The following is a 19,996-nucleotide window of genomic DNA, read 5'->3' as shown; positions in this document are numbered from 1 at the left end:
CACGGGTTTTCCCTCAACAGGCTATAGCCGCCAAATTGATCCTTCGCGCGAGGCGCGATTGCTCCAGCTGCTCGCAGCGCATGAGCAGCCCGACCATGTTGATGCCCAGCGCGGTCGCGAGCTTCTGCGCGGTGACGATCGATGGAATGACACGGCCGCGCTCCACCTCGCCCACGTAGGAGCGGTTCAGGTCGGACCGCTCCGCCAGTTCTTCCTGCGACCAGCCCCTGTCCTCGCGCAGCTGCCGGATGGTGACGCCGAAGTCTTCCACAAACGCTTTCATGCCGATCCTCCCGTCTTCGGTGCGTTCTGCAAACTTGCCTGGGTGACGCTCGCGCCCGGAGGCACGTCGTCGGTGATCCACACGTTGCCGCCGATGACCGCGCCCTTGCCGAGCGTCACCCGCCCGAGGATGGTCGCGCCGGCATAGATGACCACGTCGTCCTCCACCACCGGATGGCGCGGCAGGCCCTTCTGCAGGTTGCCGTCTGTGTCGGTCGGGAAGCGCTTGGCGCCCAGCGTGACGGCCTGGTACAGCCGCACCCGCTTGCCGATGACGGCCGTCTCGCCGATCACGACGCCCGTGCCGTGGTCGATGAAGAAGCCCGCGTCGATCTGTGCGCCCGGGTGGATGTCGATGCCGGTCTGCGCATGCGCCAGCTCGGCCACGATGCGCGCCAGCAATGGCAGCCCGAGCTTGTAGAGCTCGTGCGCGAGGCGGTGGTGGATCATCGCGAGTACGCCGGGGTAGCACAGCAGCACCTCGTCGACGCTGCGCGCCGCCGGGTCGCCCTGGTAGGCGGCGAGCACGTCGCTGTCGAGCAGGCGGCGCAGGCCCGGCAGCGCATTGGCGAAGCGGCGCACGGCATCGGCAGCGGTGTCGTCGATCTCGCTCGCGGGGCGCGGCTCGTGGCGCGCGTTGAAGTTCAGCTCCAGCCGAGCCTGCACGAGCAGCGCCTGCAGGGCGGCGTCGAGCGTATGGCCGACATAGAAGTCCTCGCTCTCGTGGCGCAGGTCAGGCGGGCCGAGCCGCATCGGAAAGAGCGCGCCTTTCAGCGACTCGACGATCTGCGCGAGCGCATCGCGCGACGGAAACTCGCGCGCGCCGGGCTCTCTCGAGCGGCGCTGCGAGTCCCGCCATTCGTCGCGCACGCCGTGCAGCGCGCGCACGATGTCGCTTACCTCGAAATGGGCCATGTATGTTTTCTCCCGGGAACGTCTTTTGGAGGTGGCGTCAGTCCTGCACCCAGGGCAGCCTGTGGAAGCGCCAGCCGTCCGCCCCGCCGCGGTGCTGGTGCTCGTCGATCTCGCCCTCGAAACCCTCGAGGACATTGAAGACGTTCGTGAAGCCGGCCTTGGCAGCCGCCTCGGCCGCCAGCGCGGAGCGCTTGCCGCTGCGGCACAGCAGCAGCACGACGGCTTCCTTGCCACCGTCCTTCGCCAGCTTTGCCTCGAGTTCGCGCACGAAGCGCGGATTGCGCGTGAGCGCCGTGCCCGTTGCCCAGGCCACGTGCTGGCTGCCGGGCACGTGCCCGACGAACTTGCGCTCTTCGCCGGAACGTACGTCGACCAGCACCGCCTGGCCCTTCTGTACCAGCTCCCAGGCCACCGGCGGCCTGACGCCACCGGCATAGGGCAAATTGTTCTCGGCGGCCCAGGCGCGCGCCTGTTCCAGGGCTTCGGGCAAGGCGATGACTTCTTCTTCAACTTCCACTGACATGCTGTGAGGCTCCTGTTGTGCGTTGGATACGCCTTTGATGGCGATAACCATCACTGTAGGAGCCGGGCGCCGAAGCTCAAACAACTGAAAAGTCGATTCCTAACAACCATCCGATCTATAGAAGAACGGCTCAGGCAGCCGCTGCGGCAGCCTCCGCGGCGCGCACCGCCGGTGCCGTGAGGTCCACGCTCCTGGTGCCGTCCACACCGTACGGCACGTCGCCGGCGATGGTCACGCGGCGCACCACGCGGTGCTGGTCACCGTAGTCGTTGATCGCGTAGTGCTGCGTGGCACGGTTGTCCCAGATGGCGACGTCGCCCTGGGCCCAGCGCCAGCGCACCGTGTTCTCGAGCCGGTGCACGTGGCTTTGCAGGACGCTCAGCAGATGGCCGGAGTCCTGCGTCGAATGGCCGGCCAGCCGCTTCACGAAATGGCCCAGCACAAGGCTGCGTTCGCCCGTTTCGGGGTGCACGCGCACCACCGGATGCTCGGCTTCGAGCAGGCGGCGGGTGAACACATCGCGGTAGCGCTTCGTGCCCTCCTCGTCCAGATCGGCCGGCGAGCGAGCGGCGGCATAGTCGTAGTCGTTGCCGTGGATGGCGCGCAGCCGGTCGGCCAGCGCCTTCAGGTCGTCGGGCAGGCTCTCGTAGGCCGCCACCGTGTTGGCCCAGACCGTGTCGCCGCCATACGCCGGGATCACCACCGCGCGCAGGATCGACACTTGCGGATAGGCAACCTCGAAGGTCACGTCGGTATGCCACGAATTGGCGCGGCCGCCATGGCGGGAGTCGAGCTCCAGCAGCCGCGTGCCGTCTTTCGAAGGCACGGTGGGATGCGGCACCAGATCGCCCCACAGCCGCCCGAAAGCCTCCTGCTGGGCGTCGTCGAGGTGCTGCTGGCCGCGGAAGAAGAGCACCTTGTGCTTCAGCAGCGCTGCCTTGATGGCGCCGAACACTTCGGGCTGCAGCGAGCCCGAAAGGCGCACGCCGCGCACCTCGGCGCCGATGTGGCCGGCCTGGCGGACGATGTCGAGTCCGTGGTTCTGTGAGGCTTGTGCAGGGGTTGCGGAAGAAAGAATGGCGCTCATCGGAGGTCCTTTTTCGGGGGATCCGGAAGATTCTGCGAGGCGCCTGGTGGGGGTGGAAGGAAGGTGTTTGCAGTTTCTAATGCATGGGGCAACTAAGAGGGTCGCTGGCGGAAAGCTGGCAAAAGAAAACCCGCCGTGGCGGGTTTTCGGACCAGGTCGATACCTCACTCAGGGCTTGTCGCGCGAGTCGCGTGCCCTCTTCAGCCGGGTCTGCGCTTCGCCCGCAGACAGCTGACCTTCTGCGACGAGCTTCTTGAGCCTTCGCTCGTCTGCGCGGTACAGCGCATCTTTCAGGAGGGCCATCTTGCGGTCTCGGCATGGAGCGCACTCATAGAAGCTCGTGGAGCCCGAAACGATCTTCATCTGTGCGTCGTACTCCGCAGTACCGATCCGTCCCGTGGGCTCGATGCCCATGGCGAGGACTCGACCGTTCTTGAACGTCACGAGCGCTTCTCCTTCACATCCCGTGGCGTCCACCTTTTCGGGGTCATAGCCTTTCCACGAGACTCTCCGCATATGCCGCAAGGCGTAAAGGACATCCTCCTGCGTCAATACAACGTCGTCGCAGTTCAGAAAATCTTTGTCCTCCCAGGCGGCGTTTCGCTTTGATGGTTCGGTGACCTCCACCTTCCGCACGTAGTCGATCGGATATCGCTTGTCCGCCGCTTGCGCCAGGAGCGTCGCAGCCATTGCGACAAGCGCAGCTCCGATCTTGGGGATGTTGATGTTGTTCATGGTGTCGTTACGGCCGGACTCCAATTCGCGCCTTGCGCCTCCGTTTTATTCTTGCTGCTGACCACGGGATGACGAAATACTTCGGTCGATTCGATCTTTATCGACTCTGCGAGCACGCTGACGAGCCAGGAGAGAGCTTGATTCTGGGCCGCAGTAGGCTCGTCGAATATGCCGTGTTCGCCTCGAATTTTTTCGAGCGGCCATTCGATCTGCTTGCCGGCTGGTTTGAATCCCGCAGGCAACCTGGCTCTGCCGACTATCTCGATTCCGATTGCCTCCATGTTGCTCGGATACCGCTCGCCTGGCGGCTTGCGCATCTCGATACGATGCACTCCCTCGGTTCCTACGTTCTTGAAATCGCCCGGGCTGCATTTCCCCGCGATCAAGCACCGCGCTTTCAACGGCCCCACATGATTCGTCCTCTGATAAATCGCCGCCGTCTGATAGATCGTCCCGTCCTTGTCGATGAGAAAGTGCGCCCCGTTCGCCTTCGGCCGCTTGTAGCTATTCAGAGAAGACGCCGAAGTATCCGCGTCCGTCTGGTGCACCACGATGCCGGTAATTGCTCCGGCCCTCCTCCCTCGTTCGATCTGCGGACTGCGGGCATGTCTCACTCGCGCGTGGCTGATCATTCCATGTTCGTCAATCTCAACGAGCATGCGGTTCCTCCCTGAAGTGTCTGTTTGAATGCAATGACGAAGTCGTGATCGCTGCATCGATGTGCGGATCACGACTTCGCGGCGCATGCTATGGCGACGACTTCAAGGAAGATTCAGGTCTTTGAAAGATTCGAACGATTTCCGGAATTCAGCACAGTCGATGAACTCGCAGCCTGTAAACCGCTGAAAACTCACACCCCGCAAACGAAAAAACCCGGCGCCATTACAGCGCCGGGTCGTCGCAGATGCCCGAGGGTCCGTCAGAGCTTCGCGATCGAAACCTCGGTCGACTTCACGAGGGCAACCACGTCGGAGCCCACCTTCAGTTGCAGCTCGTCGACCGAGCGCGTGGTGATGACGGAGGTGACGATGCCCCAGGCGGTTTCGACGTCGACTTCGGAGACGACGTCGCCGCGGATGATCTCGCGGACCTTGCCCTTGAACTGGTTGCGGACGTTGATGGCTTGGATGGACATGATGGGTTCTCTTTCAGGTTGATTGGGGAATTCGTTGAGGAAAAGCACGGCGTATTGACGGCGTTCAGACGATCTCGGCCACGTCGTTGAACGCCAGCCGGGGCCCGCGCTCGAAGGTGCCGGCGTGGTCGGCCACGCCGAGGTTGACGAGGAAGTTCGCGCGGTAGCGGCCGTCCGGGAAGAAGGCCTTGTCGACCAGGTCGGCGTTGAAGCCCGACTGGGGTCCCGCGTCGAGCCCGAGCGCACGCGCGGCCAGGATCAGGTAGGCGCCCTGCAGGCTGCTGTTGCGAAACGCCGTGGCCTGCGCGGCCTCGGCGCTCTTCTCGAAGAGCGGCTTGGCGTCGTAGGCCGGGAACTGGCTGGGCAGGTGCTCGTAGAAGCGCGTGTCGTGCGCCACGATCACGGTGACGCCTGCGGCCAGCGTCTGCGCAGTGTTGCCCGCCGACACGGCTGGCTTCAGCTTCGCCTTGGCCTCCTCGCTGCGCACGAACACGTAGCGTGCCGGCTGGGCATTGAAGGCGGTCGGGCCCCACTTGAGGAGGTCGTAGAGCTTGTGGATGAGCTCGTCGGTCACGGGCACGGGCTTGAACGCGTGCACGGTGCGGGCCTTGCGGAACAGCTGGTCCAGCGCGGCTTCGGGAATGGATTGCAGTGTGGTCATGGCTTCAGGGGAAAGCTTTTGATTCAGTTCGATGCCGCCGCCAGCGCCTGGTCGAGGTCGGCGATCAGGTCGTCGATGTGCTCGATGCCGACCGACAGGCGCACCGTGTCTTCGGTGACGCCGGCGCGGGCCAGCTCCTCGGGCGACAGCTGCCTGTGCGTGGTCGATGCCGGGTGCGTGGCCAGCGAGCGCACGTCGCCGATGTTCACGAGGCGCGTGAAGAGCTTCAGCGCATCGAGGAACTTCGCGCCGCCCTCGCGGCCCGCGCCGATGCCGAAGGTCAGTACGCCACTGGAGCGGCCGCCGAAGTACTTCTTTGCCAGCGGATAGTCGGGGTGGTCTTCGAGCGCCGCGTAGTTCACCCAGTTCACGGCCTTGCTCTGCTTCAGGTGCTGCGCCACCGCGAGTGCGTTGCTGCTGATGCGGTCCATGCGCAGCGCGAGCGTCTCGATGCCCTGCAGGATCTGGAAGGCATTGAACGGCGAGATGGCCGCGCCCGTGTTGCGCAGCGGTACCACGCGTGCGCGGCCGATGTAGGCGGCCGGGCCCAGGGCGTCGGTATAGACCACGCCGTGGTAGCTCACGTCGGGCTCGTTCAGGCGCTTGAAGCGCTGCTTGTGTTCGGCCCAGGGGAACTTGCCGGAGTCGACGATCGCGCCGCCGATGCTGGTGCCGTGGCCGCCCAGGTACTTGGTGAGCGAGTGCACCACGATGTCGGCGCCGTGCTCGATGGGCCGGCTCAGGTACGGCGAAGGCACGGTGTTGTCGACGATCAGCGGCACGCCATTGCGGTGCGCGATCTCGGCGATGGCCGCGATGTCCGTCACGTTGCCCGCCGGGTTGCCCAGCGATTCGACGAACACGGCCTTGGTTCGCTCGTCGAACAGCTTCTCGAAGCTCGAAGGATCGCGATGGTCCGCGAAGCGCGTGGTGATGCCGAACTGCGGCAGCGTGTGGGCGAACAGGTTGTAAGTGCCGCCGTAGAGTGCCGTGCTGCTGATGATGTTGTCCCCGGCCTCGGCGATGGTCTGGATCGCGTAGGTCACCGCCGCCTGCCCCGATGCCAGCGCGAGCGCGGCGATGCCGCCTTCGAGCGCCGCCACGCGCTGCTCCAGCACGTCCTGCGTCGGGTTGTTGATGCGGGTGTAGATGTTGCCCGGCACCTTCAGATCGAACAGGTCGGCGCCGTGCTGGGCGCTGTCGAAGGCGTAGGCCACCGTCTGGTAGATGGGCGGCGCCACGGCGCGGGTGGTCGGGTCGGGCGAGTAGCCGGCGTGGACCGACAGGGTTTCGAATTTCCAGTTCTGCGACATGCGACTGCCTTTCAAATGGGCTGATGGATGAAGAGGCTCGTCAGATCGCCCAGCGCAACGCGTGCGCGGGAGTGGCGAGCCAGCTGGCGTCGGTGCTCTCGGCATCGGTCTCTTCGGACTTCTGCAGCACCCTGTCGAGGATTCGTTTCTCGATCGCGGCAAAGGCCGGGTCGCCCTGCGAGCGCGGGCGAGCCAGCGCAATGTTCTCGTCGAGCGCAATGCGGCCGTCTTCGATCAGGATCACGCGGTCGGCCAGCGCAACGGCTTCCTGCACGTCGTGCGTGACCAGCAGCGCGGTGAAGCGATGGCGCTGCCAAAGGTTCTCGATGAGGCGGTGCATCTCGATGCGCGTGAGCGCGTCGAGCGCGCCCAGCGGCTCGTCGAGCAGCAGCAGGCGCGGGTGGTGCACCAGCGCGCGCGCCAGGGCCACGCGCTGGCGCTGGCCGCCCGAGAGGCGCGCCGGCCATTCGTTCTCGCGATCGGCCAGGCCGACCTGCGCCAGCACTTCCTTGCCGCGCGCCTTGGCGTCGTTCGGAAGGCCCAGCGTCACGTTGTCGAGCACGCGCCGCCACGGCAGGAGGCGCGCCTCCTGGAACATGATTCGCGTGTCGTCGTGCAGGCCGTTCACCGCCTTGCCGTCTGTGTAGAGCCCGCCGGAACTCGGCTCCTCCAGGCCCGCGATGAGCCGCAGCAGCGTGCTCTTGCCGCAGCCGCTGCGCCCGACGATGGCGATGAACTGGCCCGGCTCGATGGTCAGGCGGGTGTTGCGCAGCACCTCGCGCGCGCCGTAGCGCTTGTGCAGGTTGCGCGCCTCCAGGCGCACGCCGCCGGCAATGGCTTGCGGCTGGGGCCGGGTCTGGATGTCTTTGAGGACGGCACTCATGATGTCTTCAGGCTCCTGGCTTGAACAGCGCCACGTTGAGCGCATCGATCTTTCGGGGAAGCAGCTTCTCGGCGAGGAACGCATCGGCGATGCGCTGCTGCTCGCCCAGCGCTTCGGGCACCACCGGCCGCACCGCGTAGCTGCGGCGGGCGTTGGCCTGCTCGATGGTCGCGGCGTCCAGGCCCCACACGGGCGCGAGCAGCGTGGCCGCCTCCCTCGGGTTCTGCTTGACCCACTTGCCGGTCTTCTCCAGCTCGGCATAGACCACGCGCAGCACGTCGGGCCGCGCCTTCGCGAACTTGCTGCTCGCGAGGTAGTAGCGCTGGTACGACGCGATGCCCGCGCCGTCGGCCAGCACGCGCACCTTCGACTGGCGCTGGGCAGCGGCGAGGAACGGGTCCCACACCACCCAGGCGTCGATCGCGCCCTTCTCGAAGGCTGCGCGGCCGTCGGCGGGCGTGAGGTAGGCGGGCTCGATGTCCTTGAACGAGAGGCCGGCCTTGTCGAGCGCGGCGATCAGCAGGTAGTGCGCGCCCGCCGCCTTCGCGAAGCCGACCTTCTTTCCTTTCAGGTCGGCCACGGTCTTGATCGGCGAGTCCTCGCGCACCACGATGGCCTGAGCCGAGGGCGACGGCGCCTCCTGCGCGAGGAAGGTCAGGTCGGCGCCGGCCGCCTGGGCGAACACCGGCACGGTGTCGGCCACGTCGGCGCTGATGTCGAGGTTGTCGAGGTTCAGCGCCTCCAGCAGCGGCAGGCCGCTGGTGAACTCGTGCCAGCTGAGCGTGACGTTCAGCGGCGCAAGCTGCTTCTCTAACACGCCCTGCGCCTTCAGCACGGCGATGAGCGTCGAAGACTTCTGGTAGCCGACACGGACCGTGGCGGGCCGGCTGGCCACGCCCTGCGCGAACACTGCGCCGGAGCCGAGCGCTGCAAGCGTCGCGATGGCTGTGCGGCGGGAGATCGATGAATGCGTCATTGCCCTGCCCTCACTTCGCCTTTTTCTGGTAGCCGGGGTGCCAGCGCAGCCACCATTGCTCCAGGCCGCGCGCGAACAGGTCGGCCAGCTTGCCGAGCAGCGCGTACAGCAGGATGCCCACCAGCACGATGTCGGTCTGCAGGAACTCGCGGGCGTTCATCGTGAGGTAGCCGATGCCGGCCTGCGCCGAGATGGTCTCGGCCACGATCAGGATCACCCACATCAGGCCCAGCGAGAAGCGCAGCCCCACCAGGATCGACGACAGCGCGCCCGGCAGGATCACCTCACGGTACAGCTGCCAGCGCGAGAGGCCATAGGTGCGGCCCATCTCGATGAGCTGCGGATCGACGTTGCGGATGCCGTGGAAGGTGTTCAGGTAGATCGGGAAGAACACCGACACCGAGATGAGGAACAGCTTGGCCGACTCGTCGATGCCGAACCACAGGATCACCAGCGGAATCAGCGCCAGCGCCGGAATGTTGCGCACCATCTGGATAGTGGAGTCGAGCAGCGTCTCGAAGAACTTCACCGAACCCGTGAGCAGCCCCAGCGCCAGCCCCGCGCCGCCGCCGATGGCCAGCCCCGCGAGCGCACGGCCCGCGCTGACCTTCACGTGCGTCCACAGCTCGCCGGAAACCGTGAGGTTCCACGCAGCCTTCACCACGTCGATGGGCGCCGGCAGCACGCGCGTGCTGAGCCAGCCCAGCGACGAGGCGATCTGCCAGAAGACGATGAGCCCCACCGGCACAAGCCATGGCACCAGTCGCTTCGCGACGTTGACGGCGAAGGCCTTGAACGCGCTGCCGCCCGCCTCCTCGGCCGGCACGACCGCCGGCAATTCCTGAACTTGTTCGGTCATGGCGATCCTTCAGCTTTGGGAGACGAGGCGCGAGGGCGCATCGAGATTCGCGACGACTTCGCCGAAGGGCCCGCTCAGCGAGCCGCCGGCCAGCTGCGTCTTCGCCTTTCGCGACAGCAGCGGGAACACCAGCTCGGCGAAGCGGTAGGCCTCTTCGAGATGCGGATAGCCAGACAGGATGAACTTGTCGAGGCCCAGCGCCGCGTATTCCTCGATGCGCGCCGCGACCGTCTTCGCATCGCCCACCAGCGCCGTGCCGGCGCCACCACGCACCAGGCCCACGCCGGCCCAGAGGTTCGGTGCGATCTCCAGATCGGCGCGCGAGCGCTTGGCGCCGCCCGCATGCAGCGCGGCCATGCGGCGCTGTCCTTCGGAATCCATGCGCGCGAAGGCGGCCTGCGCGCGGACCACGGTCTCGTCGTCCACGCGGCTGATGAGTTCCTCGGCGGCCTTCCAGGCGGCTTCTTCGGTCTCGCGCACGATCACGTGCAGGCGGATGCCGAACTCGACCTTGCGGCCCTTGCGTTCGGCGCGCGCCCGGACGTCGGCGATCTTCTTTGCAACTTCGGCGGGCGGCTCGCCCCAGGTGAGGTACGCGTCGACCTGCTCGGCGGCGAGGTCGTGCGCAGCGGCCGAGGAGCCGCCGAACCACACCGGCGGATACGGCTTCTGCACCGGCGGGTAGAGCAGCTTCGCGCCCTTCACGCTCAGGTGCTTGCCTTCGTAGTCGAAAGACTGCCCGTCGTGGCTGCGCGCAATGATCTCGCGCCAGATGCGGATGAACTCGGCCGACTGCTCGTAGCGCGAGGCGTGGTCGAGGTAGACGCCATCGCCTTCGAGCTCGGCCTGGTCGCCGCCCGTCACCAGGTTCACGAGCAGTCGCCCGCCCGAGAGCCGGTCGAAGGTCGCGGCCATGCGCGCGGCCAGGCTGGGCTGGTGCAGCCCGGGGCGCACCGCCACCAGGAACTTGAGATTCTTCGTCGCGCCGATCAGGCTGGAGGCGATGACCCACGGGTCTTCGCAGGAGCGGCCCGTGGGGATCAGCACGCCCTCGTAGCCGAGGTTGTCGGCCGCGCCGGCGATCTGCTGCAGGTAGGCCAGGTCGATGGGGCGCGCGCCCTCGCTCGTGCCGAGGTAGCGGCTGTCGCCGTGCGTGGGGAGGAACCAGAAGATCTGCATCACGCGACTCCCGCGCCGGCCGCTTCGAGCACGTTGATCTTCTTCGGGATCAGCTTCAGTTCGAAGAAGGTGTCGGCGATCTTCTGCTGCTCGCCCAGGATGGCCTTGGTGATCGGCGCGGTGCCGTAGGCCGAGCGGTTCACCGACAGTTCGGCCACCGGCTTCGGAAGGCCCCAGAGCGTGGCCAGCTCGCCGGCCAGTTCGCCCTTGTTTGCGGCGCCCCAGACGTCGACCTTGTTGAGTTCCTCGATCGCGATGGCGAGCACATCGGCGTTCTTCGCCACGTAGTCGAGCGAGGAGAAGTAGTAGGCGCGGTTGCCGACCACGCCGGTGGCGTCGGCCAGCACGCGTGCGTCGAGCGACTTCTCGGCCGCGGCCAGGAACGGGTCCCAGATCACCCACGCATCGACCGAGCCCTTCTCGAAGGCGGCGCGTGCATCGGCGGGCGGCAGGTAGACCAGGTTCAGGTCGGCGAACGCGAGGCCGTGCTTCTCGAACAGCTTGACGATGAAGTAGTGGACGTTCGAGCCCTTGTTGAGCGCGATCTTCTTGCCCTTGAGATCGGCCACGGTCTTGATGGCGGAGCCCTTGGGCACCAGCACCGCCTCCGACTGCGGACGCGGCACGGTCGCGCCCACGTAGGCCAGCGGTGCGCCGGCAGCCTGCGCGAAGATGGGCGGCGCCTCGCCCACGTCGCCGAAGTCGATGGAGCCGACGTTCAGCGCCTCGAGCTGCACAGGGCCGGCGGTGAACTCGGTCCACTTCACGCTCACGCCCAGCGGCGCGAGGCGCCTCTCGAGCGTGCCGCGGCCCTTGAGCAGCGTGAGGTAGCCCTTCTGGTTGCCGATGCGGAACTGGCGCGCGGGGGACTGCGCCAATGCGCCGAACGAAGGCAGCGCGATGGCGGCGGCCGCGCCCTGGATCAGGCGTCGGCGGGGAATGGAGATGCGTGTCATGGTTGTTCGGAACGATCCGATTCGTTGGAAGCCTCAGGGCTGCGCCGTGACCACGGCGTCGCCGACCTTGATGGGCTTGGGAATGAGCTTCAGCGCGTAGAAGGTGTCGGCGATCTTTTGCTGGTCGGCCGCGACGGCCGGGGTGATCGGCTTCACGTTGAACTCGTAGCGGCGCAGCGCCAGCTCGACCACGTCGACCGGCAGCCCCTGCAGCGGAGCGATCAGCTCGGCCGCCTGGCGCAGGTTCTTCTTGAGCCAGATGCCCTGCTCCACCGAGTCGGCGAACAGCGCGTCGATGACCTTCGGGTTGTTCTTCACGAAGCTACGCTCGCCCAGGTAGTACTGGTAGTTGTTGACCACCTCGGGCGTGCCGTCGGCCAGCACGCGCGCGCCGGTGGCTTTCTCTGCCGCGGCCTGGAACGGATCCCAGATCACCCAGGCATCGACGTTCCTGCTTTCGAAGGCGGCACGGCCGTCGGCGGGCGCGAGGTACACGGGCTGGATGTCGGAAAGCTTCAGGCCGTTCTTCTCGAGCTGCTTCACCAGCAGGTAGTGCACGTTGCTGCCCTTGTTGAGCACGACCTTCTTGCCCTTCAGGTCCGCGACGGACTTGATGGGCGAATCCTTCGCGACCAGGATGGCCTCGGCGCGCGGCGCAGCCGGGTCGTAGCCGAAGTAGACGAACTTGGCGCCCGCGGCCTGCGCGAAGATGGGCGGCGCCTCGCCGACATAGCCGACATCGACCGCGCCCACGTTCAGCCCTTCGAGCAGTTGCGGACCGGCCGGAAACTCGACCCACTTCACGCCAAAGCCCAGCGGCGCGAGCTTCTTCTCCAGAGTGCCCTGTGCCTTCTGCAGCACGAAGAGGCTGGCCGACTTCTGGTAGCCGATGCGAAGCTCGCCCTTGCCTTGGGCATGCGCCGAGGCGGCGGAGATGAAGCTGACGATCAGCGCGATGGCACTGACCACGATGGCGCTGATCAGCAGATCGCGCAGGCCGCGCCAGAAGGAGCGCGGCGGCACTTCGAGCACGGGGTCTTCGGTTGCGACGGGGTTCATGCGTGGATTCCTTGGTCTGCAAAAACTTCAGGCAAAGCTGTCCCCTCCCCGCAAACATGCGGCTTCAAAAAAAGGGACGGTGATGGGTCTGGCGGGGAGCCGGGCTCGAAGGCGAGCCCGCTCGTCAGACGCTACATCGCACGCGGGAAAACGGCACGGGCTCGAAGCCGTGGGTCGCCGGCAGCTTCAGGCCTTCGGTGGCCAGCACTTCGACGGCCTCGTTGAGTCGCTCGGCCAGGTCGGCGTGCACCTGGTAGGCGTTCTCGGGCGTCAGCGCGATCTGCGATTCGCTGGCGTACACGCCCGGCAGGATGTGGCGCGCCGACAGCGACTGCAGCACGGGCCGCAGCGCGTAGTCGAGCGCGAGCATGTGGTGCGGGCTGCCGCCGGTGGCCAGCGGCAGCACCGTCTTGCCCTTGAGCGCGTTCTGCGAGAGCAGATCGAGGAAGACCTTGAGCAGGCCGCTGTAGGCCGCCTTGTAGACCGGCGTGGCCACCACGATCACGCGGGCAGCCGCCACCTGCGCGATCGCCCGTTCGATGGCCGGGTGGTTCCACTCGGCCAGAAGCAGCGCCTGCGCCGGCAGTTCGCGAACGGCGAGCCGCTCGATCCGCGCATGGCGCTGGGCCAGCCGCTCGCCCACCGCGTCGAGCAAGGCGGTGGAGCGGGACGGGGCCGTAGGGCTGCCGGCAATCAGGAGAACGGACACGGAAAACCTTAGTTCGATGAAAAAGAGCGCGAATTCGCAGGGGCCGCCGCGCACGGCCGCCCGAAGCGGCCGGCCCGCCCCCAGCAGGGGGGTGGGCGAAGCGACACGAAGTGCGCGCAGCCTGGGGGGTTACTTCTGCTTTGGAGCGTAGATCTGGTCGAAGGAGCCGCCGTCGGCAAAGTGCTCCTTGTCGGCCTTCGCCCAGCCGCCGAAGGCCTGGTCGATGGTCACCAGCGTGAGCTTGGGGAACTGCTTGTCGTACTTGGCCTTGGCCTTCTCGGAGGTCGGGCGGTAGAAGTTGCGGCCGGCGATGTCCTGGCCTTCGTCGGAGTACAGGTACTTCAGGTACTCCTCGGCCACGGCGCGCGTGCCCTTCTTGTCGACGACCTTGTCGACCACCGCCACGCTGGGCTCGGCCAGGATGGAGATGGAAGGCACCACGATCTCGAACTTCTCGGGGCCGAATTCCTTCAGCGCCAGGAAGGCCTCGTTCTCCCAGGCCAGCAGCACGTCGCCGACGCCGCGCTGCACGAAGGTGATGGTCGCGCCGCGCGCACCGGTGTCGAGCACGGGCACGTTCTTGAACAGGTTGCCGATGTATTCCTTGGCCTTCGCGTCGCCGCCGTACTTGCGCTTGGCGAACTCCCACGCGGCCAGGTAGTTCCAGCGGGCGCCGCCCGAGGTCTTGGGGTTGGGCGTGATCACCTGCACGCCAGGCTTGATGAGGTCGTCCCAGTCCTTCAGGCCCTTGGGGTTGCCCTTCTTCACCAGGAACACGATGGTCGAGGTGTAGGGCGCGGAGTTGTGCGGCAGGCGCTTCTGCCAGTCGGCCTTGACCAGGCCGCCGTGCGAGACGAGCGCGTCGACGTCGCCGCCCAGCGCTAGGGTGGCCACGTCGGCGTCGATGCCGTCGATGATCGAGCGGGCCTGCTTGCCCGAGCCGCCGTGCGACTGCTTGATCGTCACGTCCTGCCCGGTCTTGGCCTTCCAGTACTTGGCGAAGGCCTGGTTGTAGTCGACGTAGAGCTCGCGCGTCGGGTCGTAGGAGACGTTCAGCAGCGTCACGGGACCCTGGGCCAACGCCGGCAATGCCGAAAGGGCCATGGCACCGGCCACGCCAGCACCTAGGGAAAGCTTGATAAAGTCGCGGCGAAGGCTCATGGTGTTTTGCTCTGAAAAGGCATATCGATGAAGCTGCGTATTCTCAATACGACATATAGAAACTGGAACGACCAAGTTTTCAGTTCTAAATAGCCAAATCAACTAAGCGCCATCCCCCCGCTTTTCCCCGTCTCCCCACTTTCCCGTACAAAAAAGGCAATCGAAATGGCACGCATGGTCCAGTGCATCAAGCTCGGCAAAGAGGCCGAAGGTCTCGACTTCCCGCCCTATCCCGGCGATCTGGGCAAGCGCCTGTGGGAAAACGTCAGCAAGGAAGCCTGGGCCGCCTGGCTCAAGCAGCAGACCATGCTCGTCAATGAAAACCGGCTGAACCTGGCCGATCTGCGCGCCCGCCAGTACCTGGCGCGGCAGATGGAAAAGCACTTCTTCGGCGAAGGCGCCGACGTGGCGCAAGGCTACGTTCCTCCTTCGGCTCCCTGACCCTCGCTGGCGCGATTGCCTCCAGACTCTTCTTCGGGGAACACCGCAGAACCGGCTTTGCCGGGCTGCAGGTGTTGCCCCCTCGAAGGGGGTGGGCGAAGCGACACGAAGTGCGCGAAGCCTGGGGGTGAGCCTGTGACCTGGCGCGCCGACGGCGTTCCCCGGAGCGAGCGCTTCGACGACATCTATCACACCGAAACCGGGGCGCTGGCGCAATCCCGCCATGTGTTCCTGGGCGGCTGCGGCCTGCCCGAAGACTGGGCCGGACAGCCGCAATGGCGGATTCTCGAAACCGGATTCGGCCTCGGCCTCAATTTCCTGACAACCTGGCAGGCGTGGCGCGCCGATCCGGCGCGGCCGCGCATGCTGCATTTCGTCTCGATCGAGGCGCACCCTGTCTCGGCCAGCGACGTCCTGCGTGGCGCCGAGGCCTATCCCGAGCTGATTTCGCTTGCCCGTGAACTGGCCGCCCAGTGGCACGCCCTTCTTCCGGGCTTCCACCGGCTGGCCTTCGACGAGGGCCGGGTGCTGCTCACGCTGTGCGTGGGCGACGTGCAACCCATGCTGCGCGCCCAGCGCTTCGAGGCCGACAGCATCTTCCTCGACGGCTTCAGCCCGCAGCAGAACCCGGCCATGTGGTCGGCCGACACGCTCAAGGCCGCGTCGCGCTTTGCGCGCCAGGGCACGCGCATCGCCACATGGACCATCGCGCGGGCGATCCGCGACGCGCTGGCCCAACAGGGCTTCGTCGTCGAGAAACGCCCGGGCCTGCCGCCGAAGCGCGACTGCCTGCGTGGCACTTTTGCGCCCGCCTGGACCGTGCGCCGCCGCGAACCCGCGCCCGAACGCATCGAAACACCCGGCCGCTGCGCGATCGTTGGCGCGGGCCTCGCGGGCGCCGCCGTGGCCGCCAGCCTCGCCCGGCGCGGCTGGCAGGTGACGGTGCTCGATGCGGCCGACTGGCCCGCCTCCGGCGCCTCGGGGCTTCCGGTGGGCATGCTGGCACCGCACGTGTCGCCGGACGACGCCCTGCTCTCCCGGCTCACGCGCGCCGGCATCCGTGCCACCTGGACCGAACTCGCGCGGCTGCTGGAAGAAGGACGCGACTGGCGCGCCACCGGCGTGCTGGAGCGCCGACCCGATGGCGATGTCCGCGTGCCCGCCGGCTGGAGCGACCAAGGCCCGAACGAATCGTGGCCCGCCAGCGCCGATCAGCTGGCGGCAGCCGGCCTGCCGGCCGACACCCCCGCGATCTGGCATTCGCGCGCGGCCTGGGTGAAGCCGCAGCGGCTGGTCGCAGCCTGGCTGCGTCGGCCGGGCATCGAATTCCGTGGCGGTTGCCGGGTGGCACGGCTGGAGCGGCGCGACGAAGGCAGTTGGCAGTTGCGCGATTCGGCCGGCGAACTGCTTGTCGAGGCAGATCGCGTCGTCGTCTGCGCCGGCTTCGAATCGGGCCACTTCGCGCCCGCGCTCCCTTTGCAGCCCGTGCGCGGACAAGTCGCCTGGGGCCCGATGCCCGAGAACGTCCCCCTGCCCGTCACGCCCATCAACGGCGACGGCCATCTGGTCGCCCACGTGTCCGGCGACCGCGGCGAAGCCCCGATGTGGCTGGCCGGCGCCACCTTCGACCGCGACAGCATCGACCTGGCCCCCACCGAGGCGGACAGCGCCGAGAACCGCGAGCGCCTCGCGCGCCTGCATCCAGACGCCGCCAGGGCGCTGGCCGGTGTGTTCGAGCACGGAGATAGCCACACCTGGGTCGGCATCCGATGCGCATCCGGTGACCGGCGCCCGCTGGTCGGCCCTGTCGGCGCCGAGGCGCCCGGCGTCTGGGCCTGCACCGCGCTGGGCTCGCGCGGCCTGAGCTTCGCGGCCCTGTGCGCCGAGTTGCTGGCCGCGCAATGGCACGCCGAGCCGCTGCCCCTGCCGGCCACGCTGGCCAAGGCACTCGACACGCAGCGGCTCTGATCAGCCTGCGGCGCCCAAGGCGCGGCAGGCCATCAGCAGCGCCATGCAGATCACCAGCACGAAGAAGTATTTGCGCAGCGCCCGCTCGTCCAGCCGCGTCGCGAGCCGCGCGCCCGCGGCGGTGCCGATCCACAGCCCCAGCACCGCGCACCCCAGCAACACCCAGGGCAGCCCGTTGATCACGCTCGCATAGACGAACACCGCCGGCAGCGCGAGCGGCAAGGCATTCACCGCGAGACTCGCGGCCTGCGCGCGATGCTGCGAGTAGCGAAGCGCCACCGTCAGCAGCGCGGTGATGGCCAGCCCGCCGCCGATACCGAGCAGGCCCGACGATGCCCCGGCCACCACACCCACAAACGCCAGCGCCGCGGCCGTACGGCGGGGCTCCTGCACCAGCCCTGCTCCGCCATCGGCCTTCGCGGGCGACTTCAGCACGACGAGCGTCGCCAGCAACAGCAGATAGCCGACGAACATCCAGCGCAGCATCGCGTCGGCCACGTGGCTGGCGCCTCGGGCGCCGAGCCAGGCTCCAGCCAGGAAGCCGAACGAGATCCAGGCCACCGTGCGCCACGACGCACCATGCCCCGACACCCGATAGCGCAGAAAGCCCGCGAGACTGGTCGGCACCAGTTGCGCCGCGAGCGAGACGGCCTGCGCCTCATGCTGCCCCAGCCCGGGCATCAGTGCCAGCGCGGGCACCAGTACGCCGCCGGGGCTCACGCCGAGCAGGCCGCCCACGGCGCCCGAGAAGACGCCGATAGCCAGCCCGCCGAGCACCTGGACGAGGCTGAGGGCTTCGGGCATCGGTTGCCTACCCGGCGCCCTGCCCGGAAGGCGCCAGCATGTGGTCGATGCGGCTGTCGCCGTAGGTGCGCAGCACTTCGGAAATCACCACCCTGTAGCCGTCGAGCCAGTTCGACTGCGCTGCCTTGGCCTGCTGGTGCACGGGGTGCCGGATCAGCGCCTGCAGGCTGTCGAGCGAGTCCCAGTAGTAGACGTTCGACACCAGGCCGTTGCCGGGGTTTTCCCATGTTTCCTCGCCCAGGTAGCCGGGCAGCGATTTCGCGGCGGCGGCGATGGTCTGGTCGAGGCGGTGGAACTCGTCGTCGAACTGCCCGGGGGCAAAGATGAAGGTCGCTGAGTACATGGCGGGTGAGGATCTCCTGATGACGAAGGGTCCGGGCGGGCGCCGATTCTGCGGCATGCGCACGCGCCGCCCCACCTTTTCTCCGCCTTTCTTTTTGCCGCGCGAAGGCACGAGAATGCGGCGCATGGCCATCCAGTACGACATCAGGCACACCACCGTCTACCGCTACAGCAAGCCGGTCAGCTTCGGGCTGCACCGGGTGATGTTCCGCCCGCGCGACAGCCACGACCTGCGCGTGCTCGCCACCGACCTGCAGGTGAGCCCGGAGGCGAACACGCGGCTCATCCAGGATCCTTATTCCAACTCCGTCGCGCTGGTGCAGCCGCTGGGCGAAGCCACCGAGCTGCGCATCGTGTGCTCCTTCACCATCGAGCACGTGCCGCCCTCGCAGCGCGACCTGTTCACGCTCGACCCGTCCGCCGAGTTCCTGCCCTTCGCCTACTCGGTGCAGGAACGCCTCGACCTGGAACACTACCTGCGCCCGCACCACAACGACGACGAGCAGGGCACGCTGATCCGCTGGGCCCACCAGTTCCTGCAGACCGACAAGCCCAACAGCACGCGCGAGGTGCTCACCCGCATGAACGCGCACATCGGCCAGAGCTTCGAGTACAAGGCCCGCGACGAGGAAGGCACGCAGACGCCGCTCGAAACGCTTGCGCTGGGCAGCGGCAGCTGCCGCGACTACGCGCTGCTGATGATGGAAGCCACGCGCCGCCTGGGCATCGCGACGCGCTTCGTCTCGGGCTATCTCTATGACGCGGCGCTCGACGCCGCCGCGCAGGCCCAGGGCGAGCCGGGTTCGATGACCGGCGCCGGCACCACGCACGCCTGGCTGCAGGCCTACCTGCCGGGCGTGGGCTGGCTCGCCTTCGACCCCACCAACAACCTGATGGGCAGCGGCCAGCTGATCCGCGTGGGCGTGGCGCGCGACCCTTCGCTGGCAGCGCCCATTTCGGGCAGCTGGTTCGGCGACCCCGAGGCCTACGAGGGCCTGGAAGCCACGGTGCTCGTCACGCGCCGCGAGGGCTGAGCGCCGCGGCCGCGGTGCTCAACCGCGCGCAGCCAGCTTCGCTTCAAGCTCGGCGATGCGCGCCCTCGCCTCGTCGCCTTCCGGAATCGGCCGGCCGCTGTCGCGCCACTGCACCGCGCTCTTGAAACCCTCCGCCTCGGCCTGCCGCCTGAACCACATGCCTTCCGGGTTGTGGCGCGTGATGCCGTCGAACACGGTGGCGAACATCTGGCTCTGCTCCAGCCCCATCGAATGCCAGACCTGGTTGACGACCAGCTTGTGCATCATGAGATGCGAGCTCGGCACGCCGGCGATGCGCAGCGCGAGCTTCGTCGTGGCCTCGTCGAGCTGGTCGGCCGGCACCGAGAAATTCGCGAGGCCCCATTCGGCTGCCTGCGTGCCGGGAATGGTGTCGCCGGTGAACATGAGCTGCTTGGCGCGCATGGCGCCGAGGCGGTAGGTCCACATCGCGGTGGTCGGGCAGCCCCACACGCGCGTGGGCATGTAGCCGATGCGGGCATCGTCGGCCATGGTCAGCAGGTCGCAGCACAGCGCGATGTCGCTGCCGCCGGCCACCGCATAGCCGTGCACCTTGGCGATGGTCGGCTTGCGGCTGCGCCACAGGGCCATGAAGTCGTCGGTGTTGCGCTTCATGGCTGCGTAGTCGAGCATCGGGTCCCAGGGGGTCTTCTCCTGGCGGCAGGGATGGTCGCCCTGCTCTTCGTCGCCCTGGCGGCCATGGCCTTCGGCGTAGTCGCCGAGGTCGTAGCCGGCGCAGAAGGCACGGCCCGCGCCTTCGACCACGATCACGTGCACCTCGTCGTCGGCCTCGGCCCATTCGACCGCGCGGCGTATCTCGGCGGGGGTGGTCTCGCCGATGGCGTTGAGCTTGTCGGGCCGGTTGAGCACCAGGCGTGCGATGCGCGGGTGCTGCGGGTCCTTGTCGATGAGGACGGTGTCGAAGGCTGGCATGGCGGGCTGTCTCCTTGTACTGA

Annotated in this window: 23 protein-coding genes; 3 read left to right on the top strand and 20 right to left on the bottom strand. The window is 67.4% G+C overall.

All coding sequences use genetic code 11. The features are described 5' to 3' along the window. Window positions 1-13: 13 nt before the first annotated feature. From FHT32_RS06735 to FHT32_RS06655, 17 genes are all read right to left on the bottom strand, one after another. Window positions 14-283, bottom strand: coding sequence for a helix-turn-helix transcriptional regulator (locus tag FHT32_RS06735; protein WP_093195396.1), 270 nt, complete (start codon window positions 281-283; stop codon window positions 14-16). Then, complete coding sequence (epsC, locus tag FHT32_RS06730) at window positions 280-1,197, bottom strand: serine O-acetyltransferase EpsC (RefSeq protein ID WP_176663870.1); 918 nt, start codon at window positions 1,195-1,197, stop codon at window positions 280-282. Before epsC ends, FHT32_RS06735 begins: the two co-directional genes overlap by 4 nt. A gap of 37 nt (window positions 1,198-1,234) precedes the next feature. Next, complete coding sequence (locus FHT32_RS06725; RefSeq protein ID WP_176663869.1) at window positions 1,235-1,720, bottom strand: rhodanese-like domain-containing protein; 486 nt, start codon at window positions 1,718-1,720, stop codon at window positions 1,235-1,237. 130 nt (window positions 1,721-1,850) lie between these two features. Further along, window positions 1,851-2,807 (bottom strand): TauD/TfdA family dioxygenase, encoded by a 957-nt coding sequence (locus FHT32_RS06720; RefSeq protein ID WP_176663868.1) that lies wholly within the window; start codon window positions 2,805-2,807, stop codon window positions 1,851-1,853. Window positions 2,808-2,975: 168 nt separating this feature from the next. Further along, complete coding sequence (locus FHT32_RS06715) at window positions 2,976-3,542, bottom strand: hypothetical protein (protein ID WP_176663867.1); 567 nt, start codon at window positions 3,540-3,542, stop codon at window positions 2,976-2,978. Then, complete coding sequence (locus tag FHT32_RS06710; protein ID WP_176663866.1) at window positions 3,539-4,201, bottom strand: N-acetylmuramoyl-L-alanine amidase; 663 nt, start codon at window positions 4,199-4,201, stop codon at window positions 3,539-3,541. The genes FHT32_RS06715 and FHT32_RS06710 overlap by 4 nt, the downstream gene beginning before the upstream one ends. 260 nt (window positions 4,202-4,461) lie before the next feature. Further along, on the bottom strand, window positions 4,462-4,677 hold the full coding sequence (locus FHT32_RS06705; RefSeq protein WP_007829250.1) for a molybdopterin-binding protein: 216 nt from the start codon (window positions 4,675-4,677) through the stop codon (window positions 4,462-4,464). 64 nt (window positions 4,678-4,741) lie between these two features. Next, window positions 4,742-5,338, bottom strand: coding sequence for a malonic semialdehyde reductase (locus FHT32_RS06700; RefSeq protein WP_176663865.1), 597 nt, complete (start codon window positions 5,336-5,338; stop codon window positions 4,742-4,744). 23 nt (window positions 5,339-5,361) lie between these two features. After that, window positions 5,362-6,651 carry an O-acetylhomoserine aminocarboxypropyltransferase/cysteine synthase family protein gene (locus tag FHT32_RS06695; protein ID WP_176663864.1) on the bottom strand — a complete coding sequence of 430 codons (1,290 nt, stop codon included), beginning with the start codon at window positions 6,649-6,651 and terminating at the stop codon, window positions 5,362-5,364. A 40-nt stretch (window positions 6,652-6,691) separates the two neighbouring features. Further along, window positions 6,692-7,534 (bottom strand): ATP-binding cassette domain-containing protein, encoded by an 843-nt coding sequence (locus FHT32_RS06690; RefSeq protein WP_176663863.1) that lies wholly within the window; start codon window positions 7,532-7,534, stop codon window positions 6,692-6,694. 7 nt (window positions 7,535-7,541) lie between these two features. After that, entirely contained in the window at window positions 7,542-8,510 is a 969-nt protein-coding gene (locus tag FHT32_RS06685) for an aliphatic sulfonate ABC transporter substrate-binding protein (protein WP_176663862.1), read from the bottom strand. Between the two features lie 10 nt (window positions 8,511-8,520). Then, window positions 8,521-9,369, bottom strand: coding sequence for an aliphatic sulfonate ABC transporter permease SsuC (gene ssuC / locus FHT32_RS06680; protein WP_176663861.1), 849 nt, complete (start codon window positions 9,367-9,369; stop codon window positions 8,521-8,523). 9 nt (window positions 9,370-9,378) lie between these two features. Further along, the gene (gene ssuD / locus FHT32_RS06675; protein WP_176663860.1) at window positions 9,379-10,548 is read right to left on the bottom strand and encodes an FMNH2-dependent alkanesulfonate monooxygenase; all 1,170 of its coding nucleotides are present in this window, start codon (window positions 10,546-10,548) and stop codon (window positions 9,379-9,381) included. Next, entirely contained in the window at window positions 10,548-11,504 is a 957-nt protein-coding gene (locus FHT32_RS06670; protein ID WP_176663859.1) for a sulfonate ABC transporter substrate-binding protein, read from the bottom strand. The genes ssuD and FHT32_RS06670 overlap by 1 nt, the downstream gene beginning before the upstream one ends. 33 nt (window positions 11,505-11,537) lie before the next feature. Next, window positions 11,538-12,563: a sulfonate ABC transporter substrate-binding protein gene (locus FHT32_RS06665; protein ID WP_176663858.1), complete on the bottom strand. Its 1,026-nt coding sequence runs from the start codon at window positions 12,561-12,563 to the stop codon at window positions 11,538-11,540. A 124-nt stretch (window positions 12,564-12,687) separates the two neighbouring features. Beyond that, complete coding sequence (ssuE, locus tag FHT32_RS06660) at window positions 12,688-13,272, bottom strand: NADPH-dependent FMN reductase (RefSeq protein ID WP_176663857.1); 585 nt, start codon at window positions 13,270-13,272, stop codon at window positions 12,688-12,690. Between the two features lie 129 nt (window positions 13,273-13,401). Then, complete coding sequence (locus tag FHT32_RS06655; protein WP_176663856.1) at window positions 13,402-14,433, bottom strand: sulfate ABC transporter substrate-binding protein; 1,032 nt, start codon at window positions 14,431-14,433, stop codon at window positions 13,402-13,404. A 165-nt stretch (window positions 14,434-14,598) separates the two neighbouring features. Between FHT32_RS06655 and FHT32_RS06650 the strand changes: the two genes are divergently transcribed. Next, window positions 14,599-14,874, top strand: a complete 276-nt coding sequence (locus FHT32_RS06650) for an oxidative damage protection protein (RefSeq protein ID WP_176663855.1) — start codon at window positions 14,599-14,601, stop codon at window positions 14,872-14,874. Window positions 14,875-15,009: 135 nt separating this feature from the next. Next, window positions 15,010-16,842, top strand: coding sequence for an FAD-dependent 5-carboxymethylaminomethyl-2-thiouridine(34) oxidoreductase MnmC (mnmC, locus tag FHT32_RS06645; RefSeq protein ID WP_371132139.1), 1,833 nt, complete (start codon window positions 15,010-15,012; stop codon window positions 16,840-16,842). Here mnmC and FHT32_RS06640 read toward each other — a convergent pair whose 3' ends face one another. Then, window positions 16,843-17,646, bottom strand: coding sequence for a sulfite exporter TauE/SafE family protein (locus FHT32_RS06640; RefSeq protein WP_176663853.1), 804 nt, complete (start codon window positions 17,644-17,646; stop codon window positions 16,843-16,845). Between the two features lie 7 nt (window positions 17,647-17,653). Next, on the bottom strand, window positions 17,654-17,989 hold the full coding sequence (locus FHT32_RS06635; protein WP_176663852.1) for an antibiotic biosynthesis monooxygenase: 336 nt from the start codon (window positions 17,987-17,989) through the stop codon (window positions 17,654-17,656). 124 nt (window positions 17,990-18,113) lie between these two features. Here FHT32_RS06635 and FHT32_RS06630 point away from each other — a divergent pair, with 124 nt between their 5' ends. Next, complete coding sequence (locus FHT32_RS06630) at window positions 18,114-19,022, top strand: transglutaminase family protein (RefSeq protein ID WP_256098903.1); 909 nt, start codon at window positions 18,114-18,116, stop codon at window positions 19,020-19,022. Window positions 19,023-19,040: 18 nt separating this feature from the next. Here the strand turns inward: FHT32_RS06630 and FHT32_RS06625 are convergent, their stop codons facing one another. Next, on the bottom strand, window positions 19,041-19,973 hold the full coding sequence (locus FHT32_RS06625; RefSeq protein ID WP_176663850.1) for a crotonase/enoyl-CoA hydratase family protein: 933 nt from the start codon (window positions 19,971-19,973) through the stop codon (window positions 19,041-19,043). Window positions 19,974-19,996: the final 23 nt, after the last annotated feature.

It is taken from the genome of Variovorax sp. SG517 (assembly GCF_013376045.1).
Taxonomy (GTDB): Bacteria; Pseudomonadota; Gammaproteobacteria; order Burkholderiales; family Burkholderiaceae_C; genus Variovorax.
The sequence above is the reverse complement of the archived record's forward strand: the minus strand, read 5'-3'. Positions and strand labels throughout refer to the sequence as shown.

Bases quoted from the DNA above. Each gene is read 5' to 3' on its own strand.
- FHT32_RS06735 (WP_093195396.1), bottom strand. From the start codon at position 283: ATGAAAGCGTTTGTGGAAGACTTCGGCGTCACCATCCGGCAGCTGCGC.
- epsC (WP_176663870.1), bottom strand. From the start codon at position 1,197: ATGGCCCATTTCGAGGTAAGCGACATCGTGCGCGCGCTGCACGGCGTG.
- FHT32_RS06725 (WP_176663869.1), bottom strand. From the start codon at position 1,720: ATGTCAGTGGAAGTTGAAGAAGAAGTCATCGCCTTGCCCGAAGCCCTG.
- FHT32_RS06720 (WP_176663868.1), bottom strand. From the start codon at position 2,807: ATGAGCGCCATTCTTTCTTCCGCAACCCCTGCACAAGCCTCACAGAAC.
- FHT32_RS06715 (WP_176663867.1), bottom strand. From the start codon at position 3,542: ATGAACAACATCAACATCCCCAAGATCGGAGCTGCGCTTGTCGCAATG.
- FHT32_RS06710 (WP_176663866.1), bottom strand. From the start codon at position 4,201: ATGCTCGTTGAGATTGACGAACATGGAATGATCAGCCACGCGCGAGTG.
- FHT32_RS06705 (WP_007829250.1), bottom strand. From the start codon at position 4,677: ATGTCCATCCAAGCCATCAACGTCCGCAACCAGTTCAAGGGCAAGGTC.
- FHT32_RS06700 (WP_176663865.1), bottom strand. From the start codon at position 5,338: ATGACCACACTGCAATCCATTCCCGAAGCCGCGCTGGACCAGCTGTTC.
- FHT32_RS06695 (WP_176663864.1), bottom strand. From the start codon at position 6,651: ATGTCGCAGAACTGGAAATTCGAAACCCTGTCGGTCCACGCCGGCTAC.
- FHT32_RS06690 (WP_176663863.1), bottom strand. From the start codon at position 7,534: ATGAGTGCCGTCCTCAAAGACATCCAGACCCGGCCCCAGCCGCAAGCC.
- FHT32_RS06685 (WP_176663862.1), bottom strand. From the start codon at position 8,510: ATGACGCATTCATCGATCTCCCGCCGCACAGCCATCGCGACGCTTGCA.
- ssuC (WP_176663861.1), bottom strand. From the start codon at position 9,369: ATGACCGAACAAGTTCAGGAATTGCCGGCGGTCGTGCCGGCCGAGGAG.
- ssuD (WP_176663860.1), bottom strand. From the start codon at position 10,548: ATGCAGATCTTCTGGTTCCTCCCCACGCACGGCGACAGCCGCTACCTC.
- FHT32_RS06670 (WP_176663859.1), bottom strand. From the start codon at position 11,504: ATGACACGCATCTCCATTCCCCGCCGACGCCTGATCCAGGGCGCGGCC.
- FHT32_RS06665 (WP_176663858.1), bottom strand. From the start codon at position 12,563: ATGAACCCCGTCGCAACCGAAGACCCCGTGCTCGAAGTGCCGCCGCGC.
- FHT32_RS06655 (WP_176663856.1), bottom strand. From the start codon at position 14,433: ATGAGCCTTCGCCGCGACTTTATCAAGCTTTCCCTAGGTGCTGGCGTG.
- FHT32_RS06650 (WP_176663855.1), top strand. From the start codon at position 14,599: ATGGCACGCATGGTCCAGTGCATCAAGCTCGGCAAAGAGGCCGAAGGT.
- FHT32_RS06640 (WP_176663853.1), bottom strand. From the start codon at position 17,646: ATGCCCGAAGCCCTCAGCCTCGTCCAGGTGCTCGGCGGGCTGGCTATC.
- FHT32_RS06635 (WP_176663852.1), bottom strand. From the start codon at position 17,989: ATGTACTCAGCGACCTTCATCTTTGCCCCCGGGCAGTTCGACGACGAG.
- FHT32_RS06630 (WP_256098903.1), top strand. From the start codon at position 18,114: ATGGCCATCCAGTACGACATCAGGCACACCACCGTCTACCGCTACAGC.
- FHT32_RS06625 (WP_176663850.1), bottom strand. From the start codon at position 19,973: ATGCCAGCCTTCGACACCGTCCTCATCGACAAGGACCCGCAGCACCCG.